This window comes from Serratia sp. NCCP-200, from assembly GCF_059697885.1.
In genome coordinates, this window is the sequence record NZ_BAAKUJ010000001.1 from 425,263 (window position 1) to 441,543 (window position 16,281).

Sequence of the window (16,281 nt, forward strand, 5' to 3'; positions counted from 1 at the left end):
ATTTGTGTAGGGGCCGAATATGTTCAGCCTGAGTTAACCGATTGGTTATCTAAAGGGCGGAGCATTGCTGCACCCCTACACTGAGCAAGACTAGGGGATCAACTGCTCGGGGGAGCAATCATACAGCGCCGCGAGTTTTTCACGGGTACGCTTCTGAGGGCGGTCTGATGCCTCCCATTGTGAAACGGTGGATTGGGTGGTGCCGAGTTTTTCAGCCACATCATACTGAGACAGGTCCCGATAGATCCGCCAGGCCGCCAAAAGAGAAACTTCCTGGTCAATCATGATCTTGACGATCGCATTAGGCACGGTCACATCATCGGATTTTGAGGCAGTGTAGGGCACATCTTCCCAATCATTTTTTGCGTTAATCAGTTTTTCATATTCGCTGTAGGGCACCACGGCATACTGTGGTTCGCCTTTATCGTTGCGGATAATTTGCACTGCCATTTTCGGTTACTCCTGGTTTTACTCTAGATAGCTACATGAGGAAAGGGCGGGTTTTCCCGCCTTAGTACGTTTTCGATGACCTACGCTTAACTGCTGCAATCTCACAGATGACCGGTTCACCGTCAGTGATTTCGAAGATTATCCTATAGTCTCCAACCCTTAGCCGGAACTGGTTATCAGTTGCGTGGAGCTTCCTGATGTCGAGCTTGACGGCCAGGAAATCTTCAAGTTGGTTAACCCTCTCACTGATGGCTTTGCGGTACCTGGTGTCGATTGACAGCAACTGTTTGAGTGCTTTCTTCGTCCATTGAACCGTAACCATCATTTCCTCATTTTGTTAAGGAGCGCTATCCTTACTGGTCGATTAGATAATAAGATTTAATTGCGGTTAACTCAACTGAAATGCGATTTAAATGCGATGTCCTTCGCAGGAAGGGAAGGTTGGCCGGGATAATGAGATGGTATTGCATGTTAGGCAACGGATTGCCGAATCTAAGAGCTGGCAACATGGGCCGTCTTTGGGTGTTGTGACTGGGTTTTGTTCGCGTGGGGGAGATTCGGTTCGTATCAACATGGTGTCCCCTGCAGGAATCGAACCTGCAACTAGCCCTTAGGAGGGGCTCGTTATATCCATTTAACTAAGGGGACACAGCGGGCGCAGTATACCCATTTTTACGCTTGGGTTTAAGAGGTTATTGGCCTGATCGTCTGAAATGTAACCGGTTTCTCTGTTTTTAGCCCATTTCTTGCCGTTAGCCGCCCATTAATGTGAGTTTGCGGCAGAAGCCAGGCGCTTTGGTGAAGGGCAAGCGGCAGGAACGAGGCATGTCAAAGTGCCCCACAGCTGCCGCTGTGGTATCAAGGAGTTGTCTGGTTCTAAGGGGTTAGATTAAAAAGTTTTGCTGCATCTTGCTAAAGTCGGCGTCGGTAAAGCCTAATTCCTGCTTGATGTAACCCGCGACGCTACCAGATTGTTGTTTCATGGTGTTGAACACCTCAACAATAAAGGATTCGCGCGTATCAATCAGCGTATGCAGGTAATCAAGCACATTTTGGTCGTCGGTTATTTTACGGTAGGCGGCCATTTTTACCTCGTTGCGCTCCATCCGGTTGGCCTGGGTTAGCATGTAATCGGCAATAATGTCATCCTCTGAAACCCCCAGCATGGATAAAACCAATAAAGCGCCATAGCCCGTGCGGTCTTTGCCTCCACGACAGTGCTGAATATGTGGGCTGTTGTCTTTATCTAACAACACCTCAATCATGGCCTTAAACGCTGTTTTAGATTTGTCACTGGTCACGAAGTGTCTGTATTGTTCTATAACCTGTGCGCCTTGCCCATTGATCAGTTCTGTAGGGATATCACGCATAACGCTTTCGATCAGCATGCGATCTTCGTCACTGGGCTCGGCGGAAAACTGGGCTGCAAGCTCTGCGGTTTGTGCCGCTGCATCCAGGTGATAGGTTCTTTTCTCACCAACAGCGTCGTTGGGGCTTTTGGCAATCTCATTGGCGCTGCGGTAATCAATAATGGTCTGAATCTGCAACGATTCGATGTATGCCACGGCCTGCGGGCTGAGATGGTGTAAATGGTTCGAACGGTACAGCATTCCCCATTTTACTTGTTTGCCACCGGCACCCACGTAGCCGCCAAAATCCCGGAAGTTATTTAATCCGCCAACGGGAAGGGTTCTTTCTGCGGTAAGAAAAGTTTGGCCTCCCTGCTCGATAATAAAATAAACGCGCTGTTCGGCCTTTAACGGATCGTCCAATAAATAGGGGCTAGTGGCATTGTCCGTAATTAAATAGCGTTCCTGACTGTTGGTATCATTATCTTTTGTCCAGTATAGCGACACCGGGTCTGCATCGGAATTAAAGCTTATCTCGAGTTGGGTCTTGTTTTTTCTGCTGACGGATAACTGAATCTTCGAATTCATCACTATTCCCTTTAACTTAAAATGCCAAACATGGAGCAAATGACGCCGAACACCATCATTGCAATGATGAGTGACACCGTATATTTTCCTTTAAATCTTTTGACCAGGAAGAATATGCCCAAGGAAAACAGTAACGTCAGCAGGTTAGGTGCAACCTTGTCAAACATCTCCTGGACTTTTATCGACTGCTCGCCAACGGCGATCACCAAGGGGGTCGATATCTTGACGGTGGTGGCTATCAGCGAGCCTAGCACCATCACGCCCACCACGTTGGCTACGTTTGAGATGCGTTGAATGATGTTGGAGTTTTTCGACTGCTCGATTAAATCCACGCCCTTGTTGTAGCCATAATGGATAAAGAAATATTTCGAGCCGATATTGACCAGGTTGAAGAGAATAAACATCAGTATCGGGCCGATAAGATTGCCCTGTAGGGCAAATGCGGCACCGATACTGCCGCAGATCGGCAGCCAGGTGAATTTCAACAGGCTATCGCCTAAACCGGCCAGCGGGCCCATTAAACCGGCCTTAACAGAAACTACCGCTTCTTTCTCTTCTTCTGTGGTTTTTTCTTCCAGCGCGGCGGTAACGCCCAAAATCAGTGCGCCGGTGTTAATCTGCGAATTGTAGAATTCCAGGTGCCGCTTCATGGCCCGTACGCGTGTTTCTTTATCAGCATCGGCGTACAACTTGTCGAGCACCGGGATCATGCAATGCGCAAAGCCAATAGTTTGCAGCTTCTCATAGTTATATGAGAATGACATGGTCTGAATATTCCAGAAAATACGGTTTAAATCGGCCTTGGTCAGCTTTTTTTCCTGAGTGGTGGGGCTCACACCATGATATGAAATTGTCTCGTTCATAAGTCATACTCTTCTTCAGTGTCCGTTGCGGTCGCTTTGCTCTTTTCTGGTGCCGGAGTATTCATGCCGTTGGTATAAGCCATGTCATAAAGCACGGCAAAGGCCAGGGCGATAAAGGTAATCGGAATAATCGGCAGCTTTAAATAGGTGGTCAGAATAAAGCCCAGCAGGAAGAAGAACCACATCCGGCCCTTTAACAGCATCAGCAATAAGATACACACACCGATGGCTGGGATCATTTTAGACGCCACGCCCATGCCGGTTAAAATGCTGGCCGGTATGGCTTCTAACACTTTGCTGACCAGGTCCCCGCCAAAGTAGATTGCCAGGAAGCAGGGAACGGCACGGATCAAGAACCACAGCGGCGTCGAGAAATAGTGGACCTTGACCAGGCCTTGATAGTCCCCCGATTGAATGGATTTCTCCGCCCAGACGTTTAAGAAACTGGCAAAAGAGCGCCAGACGATCAGCAGTTGCTGGCAAAGAATAGAGACCGGAACTGCCAGCGCGATACCCGCGGCAATACCGCCTTTGGAGGCGATACCCAAAGCGACGCCGATGATCGATCCCGCAATAATATCGGGAGCAGAGTAGGCGCCTACGTTACCGATGCCCATCCACATCAGTTCAAGCGTGGCGCTGATCGCCAACCCCTGAACCATATCCCCCATGATGATGCCCGCTACCGTGCCGGTTAACAACGGCCGCCGCAGCATTTGTGGCCCTACGTCATCCATTGAGCAGATACCTGCCCAAATGGCCACCAAGATTGCTTCCATTAACATCGTTGTATCCCCCAGCGATTACGTAAAAAGTTACCTAATCAATCGATCAATGTTTTCAGTTCCACAATGGGATCTTTCGGCACCATTTGTATTTCTACCGCAATATTTTTGGCAATCAGCGATTTAAACGCCTGCTCTTCTTCTGGTGTTACCGCAACGGCCCGCGAAAGGCTCTTTCTACCTTCCTGCATTCTCATGCCACCCACGTTCAGCTTGTCGATTTTCAGCCCACCTTCTACCAGCGCGTGGACATCGACACTGTTGGTAAACAGCAGCATGGTGCGTCTTTTAATTTCTGCCTTTTTCAGTACATCGATAAACTTCTGTACGCCAAACACCTGAACCTTTAATTCAGGTGGTGCTGACATGGTGATCACCGATTGCTGAACGCTATCACCGGCAACCTTGTCATTAATAATCAGGATCTGTTCAATATCATGGTTTTTAACCCACGTGGTGATCACCTGGCCGTGAATAAGGCGATCATCAATTCTGGCTAAATTAATTGGCATGGTATTTTTCCTTAAAGTTCGGTTGACTGTTCCCGCTCAGCTTGTAAGACCTTCCCAACGTTGAAGCAACTATTTGGAAAAACCTCCTCGATAACGGTTCCAATCTCATTTAATGACAACTCGCGATTGCTGAAAACTTCAAGCAGGGTCGGAATATTAAAACCGCAGAATAACAACACGTCATCATGGGTTAACAACAGCTCGCAAGACAAATTACACGGCGAGCCACCCATCATATCCACCAGGATCACCACTCCGTTGCCCTGGTTAATCGATTTATAGGTATCAAATAGCGTGACGCGCGCATCACTGATATTGGTGTCTTCCTGAATGGAAACCACCGCAACGTTGTCTTGCTTACCGATCAGCATCTCGGCACAGGTCAGCGCACCTTGGGCAAAGGGGCCGTGGCTCACTAATATGACAGGGATCTCAGCTTGCATCGTCTCTCCTGGATAATTCTTTATGTAACATTGTTACTTCGTGTGTTTTATTTTTTAGTAATACTATTACCTTTAAATTGAAATGGACACCATGAGAAGTGGATTTTCTCCGTTCTGAGAAGCCGATCACCCTTTGGTGGTTAATGCTGCCTGGAAGGCTGTTTTTGGCTTGAGGAGGAGATGGGGATGTGAGGACCAAAGATAAGGAATAGGTAGGGGGCGAAGGTGCGGATTGTATGAGCGGGCGCGGCATGCAGCGCCCCTACATTTTTAACCCGGCGAGGGTATGTAGCCTCTGGTTAAGGCTTGTTGTTTTGGTTATAAAAACGTTCTGCGCGGGTTTGGGTTTGCTTTAATAAACGCTCGTCGTACTGCTGAATAAACAGGTTAGTCACCAGCATGTTGATCACCGAAAGCTGGGAAATCTTGGAGCGGATAGGGATCAGGCGGGATACGCTTTCCGTGGAAATGGTATGCAATAACACATCGGCCATGCCAGAGATGCGGCTTTGGCCCATTTTGGTGATGGCGATAGAGGGGACACCCAACTGCTGTGCCAGGGTCAGCAACTTGACGCCATCCTGATTTTCACCAGAGTGGGAGATAATGATCAGCAGATCGTGTTTATCCAGCGTATTGACGATGCTAAATTGAATGCTGTAGTCCAGGTGGCAGCTCACGTCTTTCTTTATCTTGATCAACTGGTATTCAAGCTCTTTACCTACCAGTCCGCTACTGCCTGCACCGTAGATCACCACTTTATTGCTATTTCTGATGAGCTCATTGGCTTTGGCCAACTGCTCGCTATTCATCATGACGTGGGTTTCATCAATAGAGGATTTTTCTATCAGATGAATTTTACCGTTCACCGTTTCTATTGAGTCATCCAGATTAATGTCTTCCTGCAACACGTTATCTTGTTTGCTGGAACCTGAGGCGGTGATCAAATCGATTTTAAGATCGCTAAATCCCTGATACCCGAGCTTATGACAGAGACGTAGGATGGTGGTAGTGCTGACGTCGTTAGCTTTTGCCAGCGTCTGGATACTCATATTTTTTAGCGACTGTTTATTCGCAATAATATAGTCGGCTACGCCACGCTCTTTAGCCGATAATCCGTTGCTGACTTCTCTAAGTTTTAAGTCGAACATCTAACACCTTTCGCCGGGTAAGAATGTTATTCGTTGTTTATAATACAATTTCGCACCAACCTTATCAAACGGCGAATCGGTGCGGCGGCAAGTCTTTCTAGCTATCCGTATTCTCCTTGGGCTTTTTATCCTGCTGAGCCTTCAACCGTTCGGCCTTGGCCTTGTCACTCATATCGTTACGGATCTGCGCATGGCTGATCAGGGCGAAGATAAAGCTGCCGCCGATGATATTGCCTGCCAACGTCGGGATGGCGAACGGGTAGAAGAACTCCTGCCAGGGGAGTGCGCCGCTAAACACCAGGTACAGGATCTCGACGGAACCGACCACGATATGGGTCAGATCGCAAATCGCCACCAGGTAGGTCATCAGCACGATCACCCAGATCTTGGCGGCCCTGGCCGAAGGGAACATCCATACCATCGTGGCGATGATCCAACCCGCCAGGATGCCGTTGGCAAACATCTCTCCCGGGGTGTTATGCATGATTTCCTGTGACAGGCTGGTGAAGGCCGCCCGGGTATTCTCATCAAAAATAGGCATATGGATAAACGCCAGCGCGGCCAGGCCGGTACCGATCAGATTCCCCAACAGCACTATCCCCCATAGGCGGAACAGAATGACGAAGTTCTTCGGCGTCGGTTTATGCATGATGGGCAACACTGCAGTGACGGTGTTTTCGGTAAACAGCTGCTGGCGAGCCATGATGACGATGATAAAGCCGAAGGTATAGCCGATGTTCTCGATAAAAAATCGGCTTGGGTCGTCCGGTAGCCGTGCGTGAAAAATTCCTTTTGCTGCCAGAGAAGCCCCCATCGACAAGCCGGCCGCCAAGGCTGACAGCAATAGCGCCAGCCAGTCACGCTCCAGTTCTTTCTCCCCTTCCATGCGGATTTGCTCATGCACGGCAGCGGCGCGCGAGGGTAGTTTTTCCTCATCGACCTCAATGGTGGATTTGCCACGATCGTGCTCTTCGCTTTCGACCTTGACGCTGTTTTCATCGCTGTTGGCTGGACGATTTGGTTTTGTGCTCAATGGTCATTCTCCTATTGGCTGATAACTAAAGCGTAGTTGCTGATGGGGCGAAGGAAAGTGCGCGGGAAAAATGATTAAAAAGTAACGAAATTTTAACGTTGATGATTTTTTCTACGCAATTTTGATCTGATGCGCAATATTACCCCTAATGGAGTACATCCAAGCCAGGCTGCGGGCTACGAGCGCACTGTGGCTTATGCTATGATTCGCTATCCCAAAGAAAAATATGAGTCCTCCATGCTGGAAGCCAAAAATCTTAGTTGTGTACGAGATGAACGAACTCTGTTTGACAGGTTGAGTTTTTTGGTGAGCCCGGGGGACATTATTCAGGTGGAAGGCCCTAATGGAGCCGGCAAAACCAGCTTGCTGCGTATTTTGGCCGGGTTGGCGCAGCCAGACGCAGGCGAAGTACTGTGGCAGGGCGAAAATACGCGCCATCGCCGTGAGCACTATCATCTGGACCTGCTGTTTCTGGGGCACCAGCCGGGAATTAAATCCATGCTGACCCCGTTTGAGAATTTGCAGTTTTACCAGGCGGTTAGCCAGTCATCCGATCGTCAGGCCATCTGGCAGGCGTTGGAGCAGGTAGGCTTGGTCGGTTATGAGGATTTGCCGGTGGCGCAGCTTTCCGCCGGGCAGCAGCGGCGCGTGGCGCTGGCACGGCTCTGGCTCAGCAAATGCCCGTTGTGGATCCTGGATGAACCCTTGACGGCGATAGACAAGCAGGGCGTGTTGGAGCTGACCGCGCTGTTTGAGCAACATGCGCAACAGGGCGGTATGGTGCTGCTAACGACGCATCAAGATTTAACCGGAACACGGCAGGCGGTAAGGAAAATTCGCCTGACACAGACCAGCGCGGAGATCGCCTGATGTTCTTCATCATACTGCGGCGGGAACTGAAAATTGCCTTTCGTAAAGGCTCTGAGATCGTCAACCCGCTGTGGTTCTTCCTGATCGTGATCACGCTGTTTCCATTGGGCGTTGGGCCAGAACCGCAATTGCTGGCGCGTATTGCGCCGGGAATTATCTGGGTAGCGGCGCTGCTAGCCTCGTTGCTTTCGCTGGAACGGTTGTTCCGTGATGACTATCTGGATGGTTCATTGGAACAGCTACTGTTGTTGCCAACGCAGCTGCCAATGACGGTGTTAGGCAAAGTGTGTGCTCACTGGGTAGTGACCGGATTGCCGTTGTTGATCCTGTCGCCGCTGGTGGCGCTGCTGCTGTCGCTAGATGTGAATACCTGGATGGCGATGGCGCTGACCCTGCTGCTGGGTACCCCAACGCTGAGCCTGATTGGCGCTATCGGGGTGGCGTTGACGGTGGGGCTACGCAAAGGCGGCGTGCTGCTGAGTTTGCTGGTGCTGCCGCTGTATATTCCGGTACTGATTTTCGCTACCGCGGCGATAGATGCTGCCTCGATGGGGATGCCGATCGACGGTTATCTGGCCATCCTGGGTGCGATGCTGGCGGGCAGCATCACGCTGGCGCCTTTTGCCACCGCAGCTGCGTTGCGTGTAAGCGTACACTAGCTGGAAATTTAATCGCGGATGAATGCCTATAAGAGCTTTTCCGTGCGCAAGACTTTCGCCGTTCTGCCATCAGGGAGCGGTTACCGAATGATTTCTTACCGTGAGCAATGACGACAATGTGGAAATGGTTACATCAATTTGCCAAGCCGGAACGGCTGTACCATGTCTGTGGCCGCTTTGTCCCCTGGTTGGGGATAGCGGGCGCCATCTGTCTGCTGGTCGGCTGGGTGTGGGGCTTCGGTTTCGCACCTAAAGATTATCAACAGGGTGACAGCTTCCGTATCATGTACATTCATGTTCCGGCGGCCATCTGGTCGATGGGCATTTATGGCTCTATGGCGATAGCGGCGTTTATCGGCCTGGTCTGGCAGATGAAAATGTCCGATACCGTGGTCGCGGCCATGGCTCCGGTCGGCGCGGTATTCACCTTTATTGCCCTGGTCACCGGCTCTGCCTGGGGCAAACCGATGTGGGGCACCTGGTGGGTGTGGGATGCACGCCTAACCTCAGAGTTGGTGTTGCTGTTCCTTTATATGGGCATCATTGCGTTGTATAACGCTTTCGACGATCGCCGCCTGGCCGGGCGAGCCGCCGGTATTCTGGTGCTGGTAGGGGTGATCAACATTCCGATTATTCACTTCTCGGTCGAATGGTGGAATACCCTCCACCAGGGCTCAACCAATATGCAGCAGAGCATTGCGCCAAGCATGCGTTATCCGCTGCGTTGGGCGATCTTCGGTTACCTGTTGTTCTTTATTACGCTGACCTTGATGCGCCTGCGCAACCTGATCCTTTTCCAGGAACGTCAGCGCCCTTGGGTTGCCGAATTGGTTAACAAGGAGCGTCAGTCATGAATGCTGCATTCAGTTCCTGGCAGGCGTTTTTCGCCATGGGCGGTTACGCGTTTTACGTTTGGTTGGCCGTGGCCGCAACCCTGCTTTCCCTGCTGGGGCTGCTGGCCCACACCCTGTGGCAGCGCAAGCAGCTACTGGCCGAAGTCAGCCGCCAAGCGTCACGTGAACGGCGTATCCGCCAGTCACAACAGTCAAAGCAATCCGCGGCCACACCGCAGTCTGTTAACTCGCGGGAGAAATCACAGTGAATCCACGTCGTAAAAGCCGCCTCTATCTGGTCATTGTCGTACTGATTGGCGTCGTGCTTACCGCCACGCTGATGCTGTATGCCTTGCGCTCCAATATCGACCTGTTCTATACCCCGAGCGAGATCCTGCAAGGCAAGGGTGAAAAGCATGAGAAGCCGGAGGTGGGCCAGCGCTTGCGTATCGGTGGCATGGTGATGCCAGGCTCGGTCAAACGCGATCAGCAAAGCCTGCAGGTGAGCTTCAAGGTATATGATGCCCACGGAGCCATCGAAGTGACCTACAACGGGATTTTGCCGGATCTGTTCCGTGAGGGGCAGGGCGTAGTGGCACAAGGCGTGCTGGGGGAAGGTAACGTGGTCAACGCGCGTGAAGTGCTGGCCAAACACGATGAAAAATATACGCCACCAGAAGTCGCGGATGCCATGAAAGAGAATCATAAAAGCCCGGCCGCTACCTATAGCAATTCGCCGGACGGGGGCAACAAGTCATGATGCCGGAACTTGGAAGTTTTCTGCTGTGCCTGGCGTTGGCGATTTCGTTGCTGCTGAGCATTTATCCGCAATGGGGAGCGGCGCGTCAGGATACGCGCATGATGGCGGTAGCCCGTCCGTTAACCTATGGCATGTTTATCGCTATCGCCCTGGCATTTGCCTGCCTGGTGTATGCGTTTATTACCAATGACTTTACGGTCTCCTATGTAGCCGCCAACTCCAACACCAAGCTACCGGTGTATTACCGCATTGCGGCAACATGGGGTGCGCACGAAGGTTCCCTGCTGCTGTGGGTGTTGCTGCTGAGTTGCTGGTCACTGGCGGTTGCCATGTGCAGCCGTGCAATGCCGCAGGATGCCGTGGCGCGTGTGTTGTCGGTGATGGGAATGATCACCGCCGGGTTCTTGCTGTTCATCATTATGACCTCCAACCCGTTTACCCGCACCTTGCCGAGTTTCCCGATCGACGGGGGCGACCTTAACCCGCTGTTGCAGGATATCGGGCTGATCTTCCACCCGCCGTTGCTGTATATGGGCTACGTGGGTTTCTCGGTGGCCTTTGCTTTCGCCATTGCCTCACTGATGGCCGGGCGGCTCGATACGGCCTGGGCTCGTTGGTCGCGTCCGTGGACTACGGCGGCCTGGGTCTTCCTGACCATGGGCATAGTGTTGGGATCAGCGTGGGCTTACTATGAGCTGGGCTGGGGCGGCTGGTGGTTCTGGGATCCGGTCGAAAACGCCTCCTTTATGCCTTGGCTGGCCGGTACGGCCTTGATGCACTCGCTGGCGGTCACCGAAAAACGCGGGACCTTCAAAGCCTGGACGGTGCTGCTGGCGATCACGGCCTTCTCCCTGTGTCTGTTGGGCACCTTCTTAGTGCGTTCTGGCGTACTGGTTTCCGTTCACTCCTTTGCCTCCGATCCGGCGCGCGGGATGTTTATCCTCGCCTATCTGGTGATTGTTATTGGCGGCTCACTGTTGCTGTATGCCGTGAAGGGCGGGCAGGTGCGTAGCCGGGTGCAGCATGAAACCTTCTCGCGGGAAACCTTCCTGCTGGGCAACAACGTCTTGCTGATCGCCGCCATGCTGGTGGTGCTGTTGGGGACCTTGTTGCCGTTGGTGCATAAACAGTTGGGGCTGGGCAGTATTTCCATCGGCGAACCTTTCTTCAACACCATGTTTACCTGGCTGATGGCACCGCTGGCGCTGCTGCTGGGCATCGGGCCGTTGGTGCGCTGGCGTCGTGATGAACCCACCAAGCTCTGGCGTCGCCTGGGCGTGGCGCTGGTGATCACATTAGTGCTGTCAATCCTGCTGCCTTGGCTGCTGCAAGACAGTATCGTCGGCATGACGGTGGTCGGGCTGATCATGGCCATCTGGGTGATCTTGCTGACTCTGATGGAGCTGCATGAGCGGGCCACCCATCGCCACGGTTTCTGGCAGGGGCTCAGGCACCTTTCCCGTAGCCATTGGGGCATGGTATTAGGCCATCTGGGCGTGGCGGTCACGGTGATCGGGATCGCCTTCAGCCAAAACTACAGCGTTGAGCGTGATGTCCGCATGAAAGCCGGTGATAGCGTGGAAATTCACGACTATCGCTTCATCTTCCGCGACGTTCACGATATCCGCGGTTCAAACTACACCGGCGGTGTCGGGATTATCGATGTCACCCGCAACGGTAAGGCAGAAGCCACCCTGCATGCGGAGAAACGCTATTACAGCGTGGCGCGCAGCATGATGACAGAAGCCGCTATCGACGGTGGCCTGACGCGCGATCTGTACGCCGCGTTGGGTGAAGAGTTGGACGATGGCTCCTGGGCCGTGCGGCTTTACTACAAACCTTTTGTTCGCTGGATCTGGTTCGGTGGGGTGTTTATGGCGATTGGTGGCGTGCTGTGTATTCTCGATCCGCGCTATCGCATGAGCAAAAAACTCAAACGTGAAGCTAAACAAGGGGGGCAGGCATGAACCGCAAACTGTTATTTATTCCGTTAATCCTGTTCCTGCTGTTGGTGGTGGCTTTGTTGGTGCAGCTGACGCGTAACGCCGGCGGGGAAGATCCCACCATGCTGGAGTCTGCGCTGATTGGTAAACCGGTGCCGACCTTCAAGCTGGAATCCCTGGAACATCCAGGTAAAACCTTCGATCAGGCGGTGCTGCGCACTGGCAAACCGATATTGCTGAACGTGTGGGCGACCTGGTGCCCCACCTGCCGGGCAGAGCACGAGTATCTGAATACTCTGGCGGCCAAGGGCATCCGTGTCGTGGGACTAAACTATAAAGACGATCGCCAGAAGGCGGTGGTGTGGCTCAATCAGTTGGGTAACCCTTATGCGCTGAGCCTGTACGACGGTGACGGCATGCTGGGGCTGGATCTCGGTGTGTATGGCGCACCGGAGACCTTCCTGATCGACGGTGAAGGCATTATCCGCTACCGCCACGCCGGGGACATGAACGAGCGTGTCTGGCAGCAGGAAGTGTTACCGCTGTACCGTAAATATGGGGGCGACGCATGAGGCTGATAACCTTACTGGTGGCGACATTGCTAAGCTGGAGTGCTGCTGCGGCCATCGATACCTACAAATTCAATTCGGTGGAGCAAGAACAGCAATACCGTGAGTTGACCGAACAGCTGCGCTGCCCTAAATGCCAGAACAACAGCATTGCCGATTCCAACGCCATCATCGCGGCGGATATGCGCACCAAGGTGTATGAGCTGATGATGCAGGGGCAAGACAAGCAGCAGGTCATCGACTATATGGTGGCGCGCTACGGTAATTTTGTGACCTATGAACCCCCGGTGACGCCAGCAACCTTGATCTTGTGGGTCGGGCCGCTGCTGTTTGTGCTGATTGGCGGGGCGGTGGTGATACTGCGCTCTCGTCAACGGCGGGCGGGCGTAGTCAACGAGGAATTCTCCGAGCAGGAGCAGCAGCGTCTTGCGGCGTTGTTGAAAGAGACTGACAGGAAGAAACCCTAATGGCTTTTTGGCTGATAATTATAGTGCTGTTGGTCGGTGCGAGCGCGTTGCTGGTCGTACCTGCGATGCGCCAAGGCAAAGAAAGTACGGCGGCCAGCCGCGATACGCTCAACAAGGCGTTCTACCAGGATCGTCTTGACGAGCTGGTACAAGATGAAGATCAAGGGGTGGTTGCGGAACGCCCGGAGCTGGTCAAAGAGCTGCAACAGAATCTGCTGAACGATATCCCTGGGCAACCGGATGAGCAGCCTGCACGGCCCATCAATCGTTGGGCTTTAGTGCCTGGCGTGATGGTGCTGGTGGTGGTATCGGTTGGCTTTTATCTGAAAACCGGCGGTTTGGCTCAGGTTATGGCCTGGCATCAGGTAGAATCCCAAATGCCGGAACTGCGCGCGCGGGTGGCCAATGAACGTGCCCAACCGCTGAGCATGGAAGAGATCGCCCGTCTTGGCTTGGGTTTACGCACCTCGTTGCAGGACGATGACAGGAACCTGAACGACTGGATGATGCTTGGCCGTGTCGGGATGGCATTGAATAATGCCACCACCGCGACCCAGGCCTTTGCTCATGCTTACAGCCTGGATCCGAGCAATATGGAAGTGCGCCTGGGCTATGCCGAAGTGCTGACGCGCTCTGGCGATCCGGAAGACAACAAGCAGGCCACCGCAATGCTGCGCACCATGGTGGCAGAAGATCACACCAACGTGCGTGTACTGAGCCTGTTGGCGTTCAACTCCTTTGAGCAGGGCGATTACCAACAGGCGATCGGTGCCTGGCAGGTAATGTTGAAACTGTTACCTGCCGATGACCAGCGTGTTGCAGTGATAAAGCGCAGCATTGAACAAGCAAAAGTTCAGGTGGGCGCAGAAACTGTTAAACTCTCCGTCACTGTAACGCTGTCGCCAGAGGCGGCAAAAGCATTACCACAACAAGGAACGCTGATTGTTTCGGTTACCGATGGCACCAACCCGGTGCCGGTAGCGGTCAAGCAATTGCCACTGAGTCGTTTCCCGCTATCATTCACATTGGATGACAGCAACGCCATGATGCCTGAGCGGCTGCTCTCGGCTCAGCAGAAGGTGAAGGTGCACGTCAGGCTGTCACAGGATGGTTTGGCAACGCCACAGGCGGGCGACTGGTTTGGCGATAGTATGCTGCAAGCCTATAGCGGCAAGGAACAGGTCAGCGTTCAGATAGATAAACAGGTTCCCTGATAAAAAGAATTCAAGGGTTTTCATGGAGATAAATATGAACTTTCGCCTGACTGGGCTGGCTTTCGCAACGGTGTTATTGGTAGGCTGTGCCAGCTCGCCTGGTGACGATCCGCAAGGGCGTTCCGACCCTCTTGAAGGGTTTAACCGGGCGATGTTTAACTTCAACTATAACGTGATGGATCCCTATGTGCTGCGCCCGGTTGCGGTGGCATGGCGTGATTACGTCCCGACGCCTGCGCGTAATGGCTTGAGCAACTTTACTTCCAACCTGGAAGAGCCAGCCAGCATGGTGAACGAATTTCTGCGTGGTAACCCTTATCAGGGCATGAAGCACTTCAACCGTTTCTTCCTCAACACCCTGTTGGGGATGGGCGGGTTGATCGACGTGGCCAGTATGGCTAACCCGAAACTGGCGCGTGAAGAACCACGCCGCTTCGGTGGCACCTTGGGGAACTACGGTGTAGGTTACGGCCCGTATGTCCATTTACCGGTCTACGGCAGTTTCACCATCCGTGAAGACGGTGGTGACTGGGCGGACAGCGTTTACCCGGTACTGAGCTATCTCACCTTCTGGATGTCGGCGGGTAAATGGGTTGTGGAAGGGGTTGAAACCCGTGCTCAACTGCTGGATTCCGATGGGTTGCTGCGCAACTCTTCCGATCCTTATGTGATGGTGCGTGACGCCTATTTCCAACGCCATGACTTCCTGGCGAATGGCGGGGTGCTCAAGCCGCAGGAAAACCCGAATGCCAAAGCGATCCAGGGCGATCTGGACGAGATCGACTCCGCCAACTAAGGATTAGGTTTTTTTCAATTTATCCTGTGGGGAATAGCGTTTGAAAAAGGATCCCGGAAGTCTGGGGATCCTTTTTTATTTATGTAAATGATAATCATTTTTATTGATGATTTTCTGGGATGGCGGTGCAGTAAATGCTAAAATCTGCGCCAGGCGACTGCCGCTGGTTACATGGAGGGCAGAGCCCGTGGCTTGGGAACTGGCTTGTGTGGCACAAGGATCGTTTATAGCGGATTACAGCATCACCTTTACCGCGTTTTGTACCCTCTTTCCTGCCGGTTTTCTGCTGCCGCGATATTTTCGCTGTGATGCGCACGGAGAATGCCAATATGGACCTACTTTCTTCAGGCAATGCCCCTTTCTTGATCGCTCTGCTCCTGCTGCTGTTTATCGGCGTGCTGGAAACGCTGGCGGTGTTTCTTGGTGCTTCCCTTTCCAGCCATTTCGATGCGGCTATAGACTCTCATCCGGATATTACCCTGGGTGAGAACGTTTTCGCCCAGGGTCTGAGCTGGCTGCATATCGGGCGCTTGCCGCTGCTGATCATCATCGTGCTGTTTCTCGGCGGTTTTTCACTGAGTGGCCTGATACTGCAATGGCTGGCAGGCGGTGAACTACCGGTGTGGCTGGCGGTGATCGTTGCCTTTATCGTCGCTGTGTTCAGCGTACGCTGGTGTGGCCGCGGCATTGCTCGCTACTTGCCACGTGACGAAAGCAGCGCCGTTTCCACGGACAGCTTTATTGGCCGGATGGCAATCATGACTGGCGCAACGGCCACGGCGGGCTCCCCGGCAGAAGCCAGATTGACCGATGAGCACGGGCGTACCCATTACATTTTGATCGAGCCGGATGAGGCGGACGCCGCCTTTGTGCGTGGAGCCAAGGTGCTGGTTACGGCGCGCATCTCCGGGGCCCGCTTTAGCGGTAGCGCCAACCCTTGGCCGGACCTGCTGTGAAGGCGGTTTTAACGGAATTATTTTGATAATACTGATGGAG

At 52.9% G+C, this 16,281-nt stretch carries 20 protein-coding genes and 1 tRNA gene; 11 read left to right on the forward strand and 10 right to left on the reverse strand.

What is annotated here, in order from left to right:
* Positions 1 to 90: 90 nt before the first annotated feature.
* The 10 genes from AC6HVW_RS01995 to AC6HVW_RS02040 form a co-directional block, all read right to left on the reverse strand.
* Complete coding sequence (locus tag AC6HVW_RS01995) at positions 91 to 450, reverse strand: helix-turn-helix domain-containing protein (RefSeq protein WP_071684098.1); 360 nt, start codon at positions 448 to 450, stop codon at positions 91 to 93.
* 61 nt (positions 451 to 511) lie between these two features.
* Positions 512 to 772: a type II toxin-antitoxin system RelE family toxin gene (locus AC6HVW_RS02000; RefSeq protein ID WP_071684097.1), complete on the reverse strand. Its 261-nt coding sequence runs from the start codon at positions 770 to 772 to the stop codon at positions 512 to 514.
* Between the two features lie 251 nt (positions 773 to 1,023).
* Positions 1,024 to 1,098: transfer RNA gene (locus AC6HVW_RS02005), tRNA-Arg, on the reverse strand.
* Between the two features lie 236 nt (positions 1,099 to 1,334).
* Complete coding sequence (locus AC6HVW_RS02010) at positions 1,335 to 2,387, reverse strand: tyrosine-protein phosphatase (protein WP_497569249.1); 1,053 nt, start codon at positions 2,385 to 2,387, stop codon at positions 1,335 to 1,337.
* A gap of 11 nt (positions 2,388 to 2,398) precedes the next feature.
* The gene (locus tag AC6HVW_RS02015; RefSeq protein WP_024485102.1) at positions 2,399 to 3,250 is read right to left on the reverse strand and encodes a PTS system mannose/fructose/sorbose family transporter subunit IID; all 852 of its coding nucleotides are present in this window, start codon (positions 3,248 to 3,250) and stop codon (positions 2,399 to 2,401) included.
* A complete protein-coding gene (locus tag AC6HVW_RS02020) occupies positions 3,247 to 4,035 on the reverse strand; it encodes a PTS mannose/fructose/sorbose/N-acetylgalactosamine transporter subunit IIC (protein ID WP_071684095.1) in 789 nt (262 codons plus the stop codon). The genes AC6HVW_RS02015 and AC6HVW_RS02020 overlap by 4 nt, the downstream gene beginning before the upstream one ends.
* A gap of 38 nt (positions 4,036 to 4,073) precedes the next feature.
* Entirely contained in the window at positions 4,074 to 4,547 is a 474-nt protein-coding gene (locus tag AC6HVW_RS02025; protein ID WP_024485100.1) for a PTS sugar transporter subunit IIB, read from the reverse strand.
* Between the two features lie 11 nt (positions 4,548 to 4,558).
* Positions 4,559 to 4,990, reverse strand: a complete 432-nt coding sequence (locus AC6HVW_RS02030; protein ID WP_071684094.1) for a PTS sugar transporter subunit IIA — start codon at positions 4,988 to 4,990, stop codon at positions 4,559 to 4,561.
* 299 nt (positions 4,991 to 5,289) lie between these two features.
* A complete protein-coding gene (locus AC6HVW_RS02035; protein ID WP_071684093.1) occupies positions 5,290 to 6,141 on the reverse strand; it encodes a MurR/RpiR family transcriptional regulator in 852 nt (283 codons plus the stop codon).
* A 97-nt stretch (positions 6,142 to 6,238) separates the two neighbouring features.
* Positions 6,239 to 7,174: a formate/nitrite transporter family protein gene (locus AC6HVW_RS02040; RefSeq protein WP_071684092.1), complete on the reverse strand. Its 936-nt coding sequence runs from the start codon at positions 7,172 to 7,174 to the stop codon at positions 6,239 to 6,241.
* Between the two features lie 237 nt (positions 7,175 to 7,411).
* On the opposite strand from AC6HVW_RS02040, the gene ccmA reads away from it, so the two are divergent.
* From ccmA to AC6HVW_RS02095, 11 genes are all read left to right on the forward strand, one after another.
* A complete protein-coding gene (gene ccmA, locus AC6HVW_RS02045; RefSeq protein ID WP_071684125.1) occupies positions 7,412 to 8,044 on the forward strand; it encodes a cytochrome c biogenesis heme-transporting ATPase CcmA in 633 nt (210 codons plus the stop codon).
* On the forward strand, positions 8,044 to 8,703 hold the full coding sequence (ccmB, locus tag AC6HVW_RS02050; protein WP_021806074.1) for a heme exporter protein CcmB: 660 nt from the start codon (positions 8,044 to 8,046) through the stop codon (positions 8,701 to 8,703). Before ccmA ends, ccmB begins: the two co-directional genes overlap by 1 nt.
* A gap of 116 nt (positions 8,704 to 8,819) precedes the next feature.
* Positions 8,820 to 9,557, forward strand: a complete 738-nt coding sequence (locus AC6HVW_RS02055) for a heme ABC transporter permease (RefSeq protein WP_021178631.1) — start codon at positions 8,820 to 8,822, stop codon at positions 9,555 to 9,557.
* A complete protein-coding gene (ccmD, locus tag AC6HVW_RS02060) occupies positions 9,554 to 9,805 on the forward strand; it encodes a heme exporter protein CcmD (RefSeq protein WP_059201374.1) in 252 nt (83 codons plus the stop codon). The genes AC6HVW_RS02055 and ccmD overlap by 4 nt, the downstream gene beginning before the upstream one ends.
* On the forward strand, positions 9,802 to 10,296 hold the full coding sequence (ccmE, locus tag AC6HVW_RS02065; RefSeq protein ID WP_186486561.1) for a cytochrome c maturation protein CcmE: 495 nt from the start codon (positions 9,802 to 9,804) through the stop codon (positions 10,294 to 10,296). The genes ccmD and ccmE overlap by 4 nt, the downstream gene beginning before the upstream one ends.
* Positions 10,293 to 12,263 carry a heme lyase CcmF/NrfE family subunit gene (locus tag AC6HVW_RS02070; RefSeq protein ID WP_021806070.1) on the forward strand — a complete coding sequence of 657 codons (1,971 nt, stop codon included), beginning with the start codon at positions 10,293 to 10,295 and terminating at the stop codon, positions 12,261 to 12,263. Before ccmE ends, AC6HVW_RS02070 begins: the two co-directional genes overlap by 4 nt.
* Positions 12,260 to 12,811: a DsbE family thiol:disulfide interchange protein gene (locus AC6HVW_RS02075; RefSeq protein WP_021178627.1), complete on the forward strand. Its 552-nt coding sequence runs from the start codon at positions 12,260 to 12,262 to the stop codon at positions 12,809 to 12,811. Before AC6HVW_RS02070 ends, AC6HVW_RS02075 begins: the two co-directional genes overlap by 4 nt.
* The gene (locus AC6HVW_RS02080; protein ID WP_186486562.1) at positions 12,808 to 13,275 is read left to right on the forward strand and encodes a cytochrome c-type biogenesis protein; all 468 of its coding nucleotides are present in this window, start codon (positions 12,808 to 12,810) and stop codon (positions 13,273 to 13,275) included. Before AC6HVW_RS02075 ends, AC6HVW_RS02080 begins: the two co-directional genes overlap by 4 nt.
* Positions 13,275 to 14,489 carry a c-type cytochrome biogenesis protein CcmI gene (gene ccmI / locus AC6HVW_RS02085; protein WP_186486563.1) on the forward strand — a complete coding sequence of 405 codons (1,215 nt, stop codon included), beginning with the start codon at positions 13,275 to 13,277 and terminating at the stop codon, positions 14,487 to 14,489. The genes AC6HVW_RS02080 and ccmI overlap by 1 nt, the downstream gene beginning before the upstream one ends.
* A gap of 34 nt (positions 14,490 to 14,523) precedes the next feature.
* Positions 14,524 to 15,285, forward strand: coding sequence for a phospholipid-binding lipoprotein MlaA (gene mlaA / locus AC6HVW_RS02090; RefSeq protein ID WP_081367126.1), 762 nt, complete (start codon positions 14,524 to 14,526; stop codon positions 15,283 to 15,285).
* A gap of 329 nt (positions 15,286 to 15,614) precedes the next feature.
* The gene (locus tag AC6HVW_RS02095) at positions 15,615 to 16,241 is read left to right on the forward strand and encodes an OB-fold-containig protein (RefSeq protein WP_071684089.1); all 627 of its coding nucleotides are present in this window, start codon (positions 15,615 to 15,617) and stop codon (positions 16,239 to 16,241) included.
* Positions 16,242 to 16,281 lie beyond the last annotated feature (40 nt).